Origin of the sequence: Glycomyces xiaoerkulensis, assembly GCF_002798405.1 — a bacterium.
Lineage (GTDB): Bacteria > Actinomycetota > Actinomycetes > Mycobacteriales > Micromonosporaceae > Glycomyces > Glycomyces xiaoerkulensis.
In genome coordinates this window covers 176,992-189,089 of record NZ_PGGV01000037.1, presented here as the reverse complement: position 1 = coordinate 189,089, position 12,098 = coordinate 176,992, and the positions used below count along the sequence as shown (strand labels likewise).

The 12,098-nt window shown below is 69.8% G+C and carries 11 protein-coding genes and 1 tRNA gene; 5 read left to right on the top strand and 7 right to left on the bottom strand.

The genetic code is table 11. The annotated features are described in order from the left end of the window. Positions 1 to 4: 4 nt before the first annotated feature. Entirely contained in the window at positions 5 to 589 is a 585-nt protein-coding gene (locus CUT39_RS17270; protein WP_100448697.1) for a hypothetical protein, read from the bottom strand. A 160-nt stretch (positions 590 to 749) separates the two neighbouring features. Here CUT39_RS17270 and CUT39_RS20910 point away from each other — a divergent pair, with 160 nt between their 5' ends. After that, positions 750 to 1,397: a hypothetical protein gene (locus CUT39_RS20910; RefSeq protein WP_198587243.1), complete on the top strand. Its 648-nt coding sequence runs from the start codon at positions 750 to 752 to the stop codon at positions 1,395 to 1,397. A 147-nt stretch (positions 1,398 to 1,544) separates the two neighbouring features. On the opposite strand, the gene folE is transcribed toward CUT39_RS20910, so the two are convergent. Continuing rightward, positions 1,545 to 2,183, bottom strand: coding sequence for a GTP cyclohydrolase I FolE (gene folE / locus CUT39_RS17260; protein WP_100448696.1), 639 nt, complete (start codon positions 2,181 to 2,183; stop codon positions 1,545 to 1,547). Positions 2,184 to 2,192: 9 nt separating this feature from the next. After that, on the bottom strand, positions 2,193 to 4,157 hold the full coding sequence (gene ftsH / locus CUT39_RS17255; protein WP_100448695.1) for an ATP-dependent zinc metalloprotease FtsH: 1,965 nt from the start codon (positions 4,155 to 4,157) through the stop codon (positions 2,193 to 2,195). Between the two features lie 305 nt (positions 4,158 to 4,462). Here ftsH and hpt point away from each other — a divergent pair, with 305 nt between their 5' ends. Next, positions 4,463 to 5,020: a hypoxanthine phosphoribosyltransferase gene (gene hpt / locus CUT39_RS17250; protein ID WP_100448948.1), complete on the top strand. Its 558-nt coding sequence runs from the start codon at positions 4,463 to 4,465 to the stop codon at positions 5,018 to 5,020. On the opposite strand, the gene tilS is transcribed toward hpt, so the two are convergent. Next, positions 4,998 to 5,975: a tRNA lysidine(34) synthetase TilS gene (tilS, locus tag CUT39_RS17245; RefSeq protein ID WP_198587240.1), complete on the bottom strand. Its 978-nt coding sequence runs from the start codon at positions 5,973 to 5,975 to the stop codon at positions 4,998 to 5,000. The two genes, hpt and tilS, sit on opposite strands and share 23 nt — an antisense overlap. Then, complete coding sequence (locus tag CUT39_RS17240; protein WP_100448694.1) at positions 5,968 to 7,065, bottom strand: zinc-dependent metalloprotease; 1,098 nt, start codon at positions 7,063 to 7,065, stop codon at positions 5,968 to 5,970. Before CUT39_RS17240 ends, tilS begins: the two co-directional genes overlap by 8 nt. Before the next feature lie 166 nt (positions 7,066 to 7,231). Here CUT39_RS17240 and CUT39_RS17235 point away from each other — a divergent pair, with 166 nt between their 5' ends. Next, positions 7,232 to 8,983, top strand: a complete 1,752-nt coding sequence (locus CUT39_RS17235) for a carbohydrate-binding module family 20 domain-containing protein (RefSeq protein ID WP_100448693.1) — start codon at positions 7,232 to 7,234, stop codon at positions 8,981 to 8,983. Positions 8,984 to 9,019: 36 nt separating this feature from the next. On the opposite strand, the gene dacB is transcribed toward CUT39_RS17235, so the two are convergent. Beyond that, positions 9,020 to 10,444 carry a D-alanyl-D-alanine carboxypeptidase/D-alanyl-D-alanine endopeptidase gene (gene dacB / locus CUT39_RS17230; protein WP_100448692.1) on the bottom strand — a complete coding sequence of 475 codons (1,425 nt, stop codon included), beginning with the start codon at positions 10,442 to 10,444 and terminating at the stop codon, positions 9,020 to 9,022. Between the two features lie 56 nt (positions 10,445 to 10,500). On the opposite strand from dacB, the gene CUT39_RS17225 reads away from it, so the two are divergent. Continuing rightward, the gene (locus tag CUT39_RS17225) at positions 10,501 to 10,998 is read left to right on the top strand and encodes an inorganic diphosphatase (RefSeq protein ID WP_100448691.1); all 498 of its coding nucleotides are present in this window, start codon (positions 10,501 to 10,503) and stop codon (positions 10,996 to 10,998) included. Between the two features lies 1 nt (position 10,999). On the opposite strand, the gene CUT39_RS17220 is transcribed toward CUT39_RS17225, so the two are convergent. Continuing rightward, entirely contained in the window at positions 11,000 to 11,743 is a 744-nt protein-coding gene (locus CUT39_RS17220) for a YaaA family protein (protein WP_100448690.1), read from the bottom strand. Positions 11,744 to 12,009: 266 nt separating this feature from the next. Between CUT39_RS17220 and CUT39_RS17215 the strand changes: the two genes are divergently transcribed. Beyond that, positions 12,010 to 12,085, top strand: a tRNA-Lys gene (locus tag CUT39_RS17215). Positions 12,086 to 12,098: the final 13 nt, after the last annotated feature.

Here is a 12,098-nt window from a genome sequence, read left to right as displayed (position 1 = left end):
CCGGTCACTGCGTCCACAGGTGCTGGATGAAAGCGTCGACCGGCTTGGGCGGCCGCCCGGTGCGCTGCCACCGGTACCATCCGGCCTCCTCGGCGACCCGCACGCAGAAGTCCCCCGAGGTCTCGAACGGCTCCGAGACGCAGCGGAAGTCGTCCCGGAACTCCCGGCCGGTCCAGTACCAGACCCGCCGCCCCATCAGGTCCGGCACGTCCGAGGCCGCGAGCGGCCTGCGCACCGGCGGCGCGTCCGGATCGGACAGCCGGTCGATCAGGTAGCCGGGCGGGGGCGTGGACGGGGCGGGGTTCGGGTCGGCCCGCTGCACCCACACCTCGTCGGCGTGTACCAGCGTCCCGTAGGCATCGCCGTCGCCGTCGACGGCCCGGTAGTAGTCGGCCTCGGAGATCACCGGCACCAGCATCGCGCCGTCGCGGTCGACCGGGTCGTCGGCCCGAAGGTCGAACCGCCAGCCCGAACCCGCCGCGCCGCACACCACCCGGCGGGAGTGCAGGTCGAACACGCGCACCGCCGGGACCGGCACCAGCACCGGCGGCGGCTCGGGGACGTCGAAGGCATTGTCGGCAGGACCCACCGGAACTCCTGACATTTCAGACGACCTGGGGCTGTACCCCCGCGAACGGGGCTGAAGAGAGGATAAGCGGTTGGCACACTCTGGGGATTCACGGCCCCGCGAGCTGCCATAGAGTCATGATCACAAGCACGGAACACTTCATCACGAAAGAGATGGCGCAATGAGCGAATTCGACGACACCACCGGCATGGAAGAGGACGTCGCCACCGACGACTACACCGAGGACGACACCACCGACTACTCCTCGGGCACCACCGAGACCTACGACATCGACGGTGACGGCTGGGAGGACGACACCTTCCAGGCCGACGGCAACACCTACATCGACTCCGACGGCGACGGCGTGGCCGACGGGGTCGCCCTGGACACCGACGGCGACGGCGTCTCCGACGAGCTCCACATGGACACCGACGGCGACGGCACCTTCGAGACCGAGGCCATGGACACCAACTCCGACGGCTACATCGACACCCTCGCCTCGGACACCTCCGGCGACGGCGTGGTCGACCAGGTCATGTCGGACACCGACAACGACGGCTACGTCGACACGGTGTCCTCCGACACCACCGGCGACGGATACGCCGACACCATCGTGTCGGACACCGACGGCGACGGATACGCCGACTACGTGAGCATCGACTCCGATGCCGACGGCTACTCCAACACCGTCATGACCGACACCACCGGGGACGGCTTCCTCGACAACGTGGAGACCTACCCCGAGGGCTACGACCCGAACCCGGGCGACCCGAACGCGCCCTCCGGCACCGACGGCAACATCCAGCCCGGCTCCGGCAACACGCTCTGACCGCGACGCCAGGGTGCCGAGCCGTCCGCGGCTCCACAGGTGTCGTCCGTGACCAGGGGACCGACCCGGGACTCGCTGATAACCGAGAAGGAACCGAGAAGGCCGGATGCGATGCGCATCCGGCCGTTCTCCTTGCCGGCGGGCCGGTCATCCGGTGCCGCGGACGAGTGCCATCGCCTCGGCTCGGGTCCGGGCGTCCGACTGCAGGAGGCCCCGCACCGCCGAGGTCACCGTCGTCGAGCCCTGCTTGCGGATGCCGCGCATCGACATGCAGGTGTGCTCGCATTCGATGACCACGATCACGCCGCGGGACTGCAGCGACTTGTAGAGCTGGTCGGCGATCTGGCTGGTGAGGCGCTCCTGCACCTGCGGGCGGCGGGAGTAGACCTCCACCAGCCTCGCCAGCTTCGAGAGCCCGGCGACCTGGCCGCCCTCTCCGGGGATGTAGCCGACGTGGGCGACGCCGGTGAACGGCATCAGGTGGTGCTCGCAGAACGACTGCACCTCGATGTCGCGCACCAGGATCAGTTCGTTGTGGTCCTCGTCGAACGAGCTCTTCAGCACCTGCTCGGGGTCGATGCGGAGGCCGGCGAACAGCTCGGCGTAGGCGCGGGCGACCCGCCTCGGGGTCTCCTTGAGGCCCGGCCGATCGGGGTCCTCGCCGATCGCCTCGAGGATCTCGCGGACGGCGGCCTCGATCCGGGGCAGGTCCACCGCGTCCTCGACGGGGCTGCCGTTGATGCGGCCGTCGAGCAGCCGGGCCGCGAGGTTGTCGAGTTCAGCCATCGCACAAGCTTACGAGCCGTTGCCGACGTCCTCGGCGGGGTCGTCGGCCGAGTTCGACGGCTTCGACCCGTTGGGCGTGGAGATCGGCGGCTTGTTCGACGGCTTGCGGCTGGAGGTGCCGTTGTACGGCGCCATCGGCGGCCGCTTCTCGACCCGCGTGGCGATCCGCGACAGTTCCTCCTGGTTGAGCGTCTCCTTCTCGAGCAGTTCGATCACGATCTGGTCGAGCACGTCGCGGTACTCGGTGAGGATCGCGTAGGCCTCGTCGTGGGCGATCTCGATGAGCGCGCGCACCTCGGCGTCGATCGCGGCGGCGACCTCGTCGGAGTAGTCGCGCTGGTGGCCGTAGTCCTTGCCGAGGAACGGCTCCGAGCTCGAGGAGCCGTACTTCACGGCGCCGAGCTTGGCGGACATGCCGTACTCGGTGACCATGGCGCGGGCGACCTTGCTGGCCTTCTCGATGTCGTTCTGGGCCCCGGTGGTCGGGTCGTGGTAGACCAGTTCCTCGGCGGCCCGCCCGCCCAGGGCGTAGGCCAGGGTGTCGATCATCTCCGAGCGCGCCTGCGAGTACTTGTCCTCGGTCGGCAGCACCAGGGTGTGCCCGAGGCTGCGGCCGCGCGGCAGGATGGTGAGCTTGTGGACCGGCGCGGCGTGGGGCAGCGCGAACGCCACGAGCGCGTGGCCGCTCTCGTGGTAGGCGGTCATCTTCTTCTCCTCGTCGCCCATGACCCGGCCCTTGCGCTCGGGCCCGGCGATGACGCGGTCGATGGCCTCCTCGAGCGCGTCCATCGAGATGGCCTGCTCGTTGCGGCGGGCGGTCAGCAGCGCGGCCTCGTTGACGACGTTCTCGAGGTCGGCGCCGGAGAAGCCGGGCGTGCGGCGGGCGATCGTGTCGAAGGTGACGTCGGGGACGAACGGCTTGCCCTTGGCGTGGACCGCCAGGATCTCCTGGCGGCCGTCCTTGTCGGGGGCGTCGACCGGGATCTGGCGGTCGAAGCGGCCGGGACGCAGCAGCGCCGGGTCGAGGATGTCGGGCCGGTTGGTCGCCGCGATGAGGATGACCCCGCCGCGGGTGTCGAAGCCGTCCATCTCGACCAGCAACTGGTTGAGCGTCTGCTCCCGCTCGTCGTGGCCGCCGCCCATGCCGGCGCCGCGGTGGCGGCCGACGGCGTCGATCTCGTCGATGAAGATGATCGCCGGGGCGTTCTCCTTGGCTTGTGAAAAGAGGTCACGAATGCGGCTTGCGCCCACGCCGACGAACATCTCTACGAAGTCCGAACCGCTGATCGAATAGAACGGCGCGCCCGACTCGCCGGCGACCGCGCGGGCCAGGAGGGTCTTGCCGGTGCCGGGCGGACCGAACAGCAGCACGCCCTTGGGGATCTTGGCGCCCAGCTCCTGGTACTTCTTGGGCTCGGAGAGGAAGTCCTTGATCTCCTCGAGCTCCTCGACCGCCTCGTCGGAGCCGGCCACGTCGACGAAGGTGGTCTTCGGGGTGTCCTTGGAGACCATCTTGGCCTTGGACTTGCCGAAGTTGAGCACGCGCGAGCCGCCGCCCTGCATCTGTGACATGAAGAACAGCAGGAGCAGGACGATGAGCACGATCGGCAGCAGGCTCAGCAGGAAGGACACGAACACCGACGTCTCATTGACCTCGGTGTCGAACGCGGCCCCGTTGTCGTCGAGGGTCTGGGCGACCGTCTCGGTCATGCCGGTCGGGACGTACGCCTCGACCTGGTCGCCGTTGGTGAGCTCGACCTGGACCAACTGCTCCTTGTCGAGGATGTTGGCCTCGGAGACGTTGCCGGCGTTGATTTCCTGGAGGACATCGGAGGTGGTCGACTCTTCGTAGTCGGATCCGCCGGAGAAGAAGGTGCCGATCAGGACCGCTATCAGAGCGATGAGCACGATCCAGACCAACGGTCTCCGGAAAAACCGCTTCCGTTCCGGCGTGGGTTTCCCGGCGTCGACCACTCGTTTCCTCCTGCGTTCGTACCGTTCTCGCGTGTTTGGCCGGTTCGGCCGAGTGTCGGCCCGCAAGTGTCGCCATACGAAGCCAACAGTTCGAAAGTACACTGCGCGGCGCTGCACCGTCCTCCCAGTGACCTCCGGTCAGGCCCTGGGAAGTCCCGCGATGTGATCCGTAATTACTACCACGAGCGGGTTGACTCCGCCCACCCAAGCCAGCGGCTCCGGCCGCCGGGTGGCACCCTTGTCGTATGACGTCGGAGCTTGCCAGCCCAGCCTCAGTCCCGTCGCCGGAGGCCCAGGCCGCCGTGATCGACCCCGGATCGTGGTATGCCGAGGAGATCGAGCGCACCATCATCACCGAAGACGAGATCCGCACCAAGGTGGAGGCGATCGCCGAGCGGGTCTCGCACGACTTCGCCGACACCGAGGAGCTGCTGCTCGTGGGGGTGTTCAAGGGCGCGGTGATGTTCATGGCCGACTTCGCCAGGGCTCTGACGGTCCCGGTGAAGATGGAGTTCATGGCGCTGTCCTCGTACGGGAACTCGGCCAGCTCGTCGGGGACGGTCCGAATCCTCAAGGACATCGACTCCGACGTGACCGGCCGCCACATCGTGGTGGTCGAGGACATCATCGACTCCGGGCTCACCCTGTCCTGGCTGCTGAAGTACCTGGAAGGGCTGAATCCGGCGTCGGTGTCGGTGGTGGCGATGCTCCGGAAGCCGGGCATGCAGCATACCGAGATCCCCGTCTCCTACCTGGGCTTCGACATCCCCAACGAGTTCGTGGTCGGCTACGGCCTGGACTACGGAGAGCGCTACCGGGAGCTGCCGTTCATCGGTGTGCTCAAGCCCGAGGTGTACCGCTAGCCCGGAGGCGCCCCGCGGTCCTGGCGACTTCGACACCGCCGGGCAGGAAGGTCGGCCCCTGGCCGTGCCAGGCGGTCACGAGCGCGTCGAGCGCCTCCAGGTGGTGGTGGTTGAGCGCCGCGCCGTTCACTCCGAGCTGAAGAATCCACGCCCGCAGCACCCGGTGCCGGATCGGCGCCTCGAGGGACTCGAGCCGGTCGGTCCGCAGCGCCTCGCCGTCGCGGCACTCGGCGGCGGCCGCTTCGGCGAGCGCGTCGAGGTGGTCGGTGTCGGCGGCGACCAGGGCGGCGGTGCGCCCCAGGTTCGCCACGAGGTCCTCGCCGAGGGCGTCGGTCAGGACGTCCATCGCCCCGCGCAGCGCCGAGCGTTTGAACCGGGGGTCGGTGTTGTGGGGGTCGTTCCACGGCTTGAGGCCGCGTTCGTCGCAGGTGGCGCGCGTGTCCCGGCGGGCGATGTCCAGCAGCGGCCGCCGGTAGCGGCCCCTGACCGGCCGCATTCCGGCGATCCCGCGCGGCCCGGCCCCGCGGGTGAGCGCCAGCAGCACCGTCTCGGCCTGGTCGTCGCGGGTGTGCCCGAGCAGGACGGCTTTGGCCCCGTGGCGCTCGGCCGCCCAGTCCAGGGCCGCGTAGCGGGCCTCCCGGGCCGCCGCCTCGGGGCCGCCCGATCCCAGTACCCGCACCGGCGCCACCTCGACCGGGTCGAGCCCCGCCCGGCGGGCCCAGGCGGCGACTTCTTCGGCGCGCTCGCCGGAGCCGTCCTGGAGGCCGTGGTCAACGGTGACCAGCCCCGCGCGCAGTCCGGCGCGGGGGGCGACGAACGCGAGGGTGTCGGCCAGGGCCATCGAGTCGGGTCCGCCCGAGCAGGCGGCGAGCACGAGCGCGCCGCGCGGCAGATCGGCGAGGCGGTCGCGGACGGCTATGCGCATCCGCGCGACCGAGTCCGGCAGTCTAGCCATGCCCCACTTTCGCATTCGGTTCCGAAAGCACTCTCCGGGCCCAGGAGTCGGGCCGTTCGATCTCGGTCTCGCTGGGGAGGTGCTCGGGCGTCTCCCAGATCCGGTTGAAGCCGTCGATGCCCCGCTCGGTCACGATCCGGTCGACGAAGCGGCGGCCGGCCGCGTACTGCTGGAGCTTGGCGTCCAGGCCCAGCAACTGCCGCAGGAACCGCTGGAGCGCGCCGGGGTGGGCGCGGCGGCGGTCGAAGCGGCGGCGCAGCAGTTCGACGTGGTCGATGTGGGTGCGGCCGACGCCGTCCATGACCGACTCGGCGTGTCCCTCCAGGAGGGTCATGAGCGCTTGGATGCGGGAGATCGCTTCGCGCTGCTCGGGGCTGGTGACCGCGGCCATGACGTCGGTCTCGCCTTCGGCGCCGCGCTGCCGGTCGGGCTCCTGGCGGGTGGCCGACAGCGCGCGGCGCACGGCTCGGCCCATCTGCGAGGCGGAGGACTCCTCCGGTTCGGCGGCCTCGAAGAATCGGTGGATGAGCCCGTGGAAGTAGTCGCGCATCCACGGGACGGCGGTGAACTGCATCAGGTGCGCCGCTTCGTGGACGGCGATCCACAGCCGGAACTCGCGCGCGGGCAGGCGCAGGCGGCGTTCGACGTCGACGATGTTGGGGGCCACGAACAGCAGCCGCCCCGAGGGGGTGGAGAACGTCTCGAACTGCCCGAGCACCCGGGAGGACAGGAACGCCAGCACCGCCCCGGCCTGGACGCCGGTGACCTTCGCGGCGGCGCTCGCCGAGGAGTCGGCCGCGGCGTCGGAGGCGCCGAGCCCGATCAGGAGCCGGCGCAGCCCGGAGATGTTGATGTGGCTCCAGCGCACCCGGTCGACCACTTCGATCGGCGCCCCGCCGTCGGGGGTCAGTCCGGAGTAGTCGGCGACCAGATCGATCGCGGTGCGGGCGTGGCGGTGCAGGTCGGTGACCACGTCGAGCGCGCCTTCGGGGCTCATGCGCGGCCCGCCGCGGATGAACGCGCGCGAGCACGACGCGGCCGTGCGCCAGTCCACGGACGGCAGCATGGGATTGCTCACGGGCGGCGTCATCGGTTAAGCCTATCCGGAGCGGAGTCGGCCCGCCACCACCCGGAGTGGGCATACGTCCCATTTCGTACATTCATGATCTTGAAACTGTCTACCTCTAGATGCTAAATTCTTGTCCTTCTAGCAATTTGTTGCTAGGAGATGGAAGAAGTTTTCAAGGAGAGCAACGATGCTTCAGCACCAGCCCCCGAGGCGGACCCCGGCCGCCCTGGCCGCGATCGCCCTCGCGGTCGGCACCGCCCTCACCGCGACCGCCCTCACCCATCCCGCCCAGGCCGCCGACCTCGACGACGGCGACGCCATCCTCAACATGTTCGAGTGGAACTGGGACTCCATCGCCGACGAATGCGCCGGGCCCCTGGCCGACTCCGGCTACACCCACGTCCAGACCTCCCCGCCCCAGGAGCACATCCTCGGCACCGATACCGGCCCCGGCGAAGAACACGCCTGGTACATCCACTACCAGCCGGTCAGCTACAAGCTCGACTCTCGCCTCGGCACCCGCGCCGAATTCGCCGACATGGTCGCCGCCTGCGAAGCGGCCGGCATCGGCGTCATCGCCGACGCGGTCATCAACCACATGGCCGCCGGCGCCGACGAGACCCGCACCGGCTGGGCCGGCAGCGAGTACTCCCGGTTCCACTACCCCGACGCCGGATACGGCCCGAACGACTTCCACAGCACCGGCGACGACTACTGCGAGATCAGCGACTACGGCGACCGGTGGGAAGTCCAGAACTGCCACCTGGTCGGCCTCAACGACCTCGACACCGGCTCCGACTACGTCCAGGGCCGCATCGCCGACTACCTCAACGACCTCATGGGACTCGGCGTCGCCGGATTCCGCATCGACGCCGCCAAGCACATCGACGCCGGAGAACTCGGCGACATCATCGCCCGCGTCAACGGCGACCCCTACATCGTCCAAGAGGTCATCGAGGCCGACGGCGAACCGGTCACCGACGACGAATACGCCCCGAACGGCGACGTCCACGTCTTCGACTACGCCCGCGACCTCGAACACCACATCGGCGGCTCCGGCGACGCCCAGCACCTGCCGGACATGGGCACCGACTGGGGCTACACGGCCGAAGCCGGAACCTTCGTCGCCAACCACGACACCGAACGCGGCGGCGAGACGCTGAACCAAACCCACGGCCGCGACTACCTGATCGCCGAGGCGTTCATGCTCGCCCACCCGTTCGGGACGCCCTCGTCCTACACCGGCTACGAATTCGACACCTTCCACGAAGGCCCGCCGCTGAACACCGACGGCACGGTCAAGGACGTCGACTGCGGCTCCGGACCCTTCACCTGCATCCACCGCTCCCCGTACCTGAGCGGCATGGCCGGCTTCCGCGCCGCCACCGCCGGAGGCGGCCTCACCGACGTCTGGGGCAGCGGCGACGCCTTCGCCTTCGGCCGCGGCGAGAGCGGCCACGCGGTCTTCAACGCCTCCGACGGCACCGTCTCCCGCACCTTCGGCACCTCCCTGCCCGACGGGGACTACACCGACGTCATCTCCGGAGACACCGTGACCGTCTCCGGCGGCTCCTTCGCCGCCACCGTCCCCGGCGGGACCGCGCTGGCGATCCACGTCGGCGCCACCGGCGGCGGAGACGGCGGCGAGAGCGGCTGCATCGACGTGACCGTCACCGCCGAGACCGACTGGGGCCAGATGGTCCACATCACCGGGGCCCCCGCCGAACTCGGCTCCTGGGACCCGTCCGCGAGCCCCGAGCTCTCGCCCGACGGCTACCCGCAGTGGACCGCCACCGTCGACGCCCCCGCCGGGCGGACGGTCGAGTACAAGTACACGAAGGTCGACGACGCCGGCGACGCCGTCTGGGAATCCGGATCGAACCGGACGGTCACCGTGCCCGCCTCGGGCTGCGCGAGCGTCGACGACACCTGGCGCTGACCGCACGTGCCCCGGCGCCGCGGCGCCGGGGCACGCTCAGCAGCCGCACAGCGCGACCGCCGTGGTCACATCGTCCATCGCGTCCTGGACCGCGCTCGTGTTCGAATGCTCGTTGCTGATCAGGGAGAACACGATCAGGTTCCCGTCGGCGGTGGTGAGCGACCCGGTCAGCGACGACACCCCGCTGAGCGTCCCGGTCTTGGCCCGGACCAGGCCCCAGCCGTCCTCGGCCCCGTCGAACCGGTCGTCCAGGGTCCCCGAATAGCCGGCCACCGGCATCGACTCGAACACCGTGCTCGCCAACGTATCGGCCGCGCCCAGCAGCATCAGCGAGAACGCCTCGGCGGTCATCCGGTTCCGCTCCGACAGACCCGAGCCGTCCTCCAGCACCAGGTCCGCGGTGTCGGCGCCGAAGCCCTCCAGCAGCGCCCGGTGCGCCCGATCGATCGCGTCCCAGGTCATCTCGCCCTCCACCGCCAGCGCCGTCTGGAACGCGACCGCGTCCGCCAGCCCGTTGTCGCTGGTGAGCACGAACGAGTCCACCAGGCCCGCCACCGGCTGCGAGTGGACGCTCCCGAGCACGCCCGCGTCCTCGGGGGCGGTGCCGTGGCCGACGTCCGGTGCCCCCAGCAGCTCGGCGAACCGCTCGAGCGCCGCCTGAGCGGGGTCGTCGTAGAAGTCGAAGTATTTCTGGTCGCCGCCGATCCGGCCGCCGTCGATCATGATCGGCGCCGCCCGCGCGACGTAGGGCAGGTCGTTGCCGTCGACGCCCGCGGCCAGCTCGTCGTCGGTGAAGATGTCCGTATCGAGCACGACCGTCGACGGCGCCTCGCCGCCGCGCGCCTCCAGGACCTGCTCGGCCAGGTCGGTCAGGCTGCCGCCCGCCCCGTAGTAGCCCTGGCCGTCGACGGTCAGCGTGATGTCGCCGCCGGCCACCAGCACCACCGTGTCGTCGTCGGCCCCCTCGACCACGCTGGTCTCGATCCGGTACTCCGGGCCGAGGTGCTCGTAGGCGGCGACGGCCGAGACCAGCTTCATCGACGAGGCCGGCGACAGCGGGTCCGAGCCGCGCTGCTCGTACAGCACCGAACCGGTCGCCGCGTCGGCGAAGACCGCCGACAGGTCCCCGTCGAAGCGCTCGTCCGACAGCAGTTCGGGCAGGGCCGAGGCCAGGTCGGGGGCCGGGGCGTCCTGGTCGAACGCGGCCAGGACCTCCGCCGGCTCGTCCGGGGGATAGGCCTCGGGGGCGGTGAACGCCCCTCTGTCGGGGACCGACATGGCATCGATCTGCCACACCAGCACCGCGGCGACCGTTAGCGTACCGATGACGGCGATGGTTGAGAAGAGCCAGGCCAGCGCGCCGCGCGCACGTGAGGGCCGCGGCTTCGAGGGGGAGTCCTCAGGTCGTGCCTGTGGCGCACTACTCGTGCCTTCGGGGTCGGCGTTGTCGCTGAGGGCCATGCACAGAGACTATGCCATCTAGAGCACTGGATTCGAGGCTGGAGGAGAGTCGGCCGATGGAGTTCGACGTCACGGTGGAGATCCCGAAGGGATCCGCCAACAAATACGAGATCGACCACGAGACCGGTCGGATCCGCCTCGACCGGACGCTGTTCACGGCGACGGTGTACCCGGCCGACTACGGGTTCATCGACGACACGCTCGGCCAGGACGGCGACCCGCTCGATGCGCTGGTGATCGTGCAGCCGACCTTCCCCGGTTGCGTGATCCGGTCGCGGGCGATCGGGATGTTCCGGATGCGCGACGAGAAGGGCGTGGACGACAAGGTCCTGTGCGTGCCCTCGGAGGACCCGCGCATGGACAAGTACAAGGACATCGCGGACGTGCAGGAGTTCGACCGTCTGGAGATCCAGCACTTCTTCACGGTCTACAAGGACCTGGAGCCGGGCAAGAGCGTCGAGGGCGCGACGTGGACCGGGCAGGCCGAGGCCGAGGAGGAGGTGCGCCGCTCCTTCGAGCGCGCCGAGGCCACCGGGTACAACCGCGGCCACTGACTCAGGCGTGCACGACGTCCAGCAGCCAGGGCTTGGAGCGGGTCGCGGGCTCGGAGAGCTCTACCTTCCAGCCCTGTGAGGCGAGGAAGTCGCCGAGTTCGGCCGGGGTCGTCGGCTGGACGCCGCGGGCCAGCAGCGCGTGGGCGACCTCGCCGCGAGTGGCCTTGGCCATGTGCGTGACGACCGTCCGCTTCCCCTCGGCGTCTTCTTTGTACACGCGCACGGAGACGCCGCGCCGTTTCGGGCCCCAGACCTGGGCGTAGGCCCCCGACCGCAGGTCGACGATGAGGTCGTCGCGGCTCTGGAGGAGCTCGCCGACGGCGGGCCGCCAGACCTTGGTGAGCTTCTCGAGTCCGGGAAGCTGCGCCGACATGGGCATCCGGTAGGGCGGCACCCGGTCGGAGGGCCGCAGCAGGCCCCACAGCGGCGAGGCTATGAGCACCTGGTTGCCGTCGGGCAGGTCGCCCAGGCCGAGCCGCTCGTAGAGGACTCCCGTGTAGAGCTCCCAGGCCGCGAGCGTGGGCGCGGTCCGGAGCTCCCGGTTCTGCTGGACGCAGTGCCGTTGCCGGGCGGACAGCTTCAAGGTCGCGACCGCCTCGTCCTCGTTCTCGCACAGGTCGATGAGCTGGTCGACCAGCATCTCCCTGGTCGGGGTCAAGGCCGGCGAGGAGAGTCGCCCAAGGTCGAGGGGAGGACCGTCCCCGCGGGCGGCCTTCCCTTCTGACGGAGGCAGCAGTATCAGCACAGCAGGCGAGTCTACCTGCTCGGCGACCCGACTTCACAGCGGCGCGCGAATGGTCTATAGTACGTGTGTTCGATCAAGCGGGAGCGGACCCGAATCCCACCGAGGGCCACGTGTGACGCGGATCGAATAGGCGCGGCGGCGGCACCTCCGCATCCGCCGCCGCGCCGTCCAAGCCACTCTCCCACCCACTGCGGACCCCGAGTACTCCACGCCGACCCCGCCGCGCCTCGACCGGCCTACCGCCGCAGATGAGGTATCGTCGCCGTGGGCCGCTAGCTCAATTGGCAGAGCTGCGGACTTTTAATCCGTAGGTTGTGGGTTCGAGTCCCACGCGGCCCACCAGCATCCCAGCGGA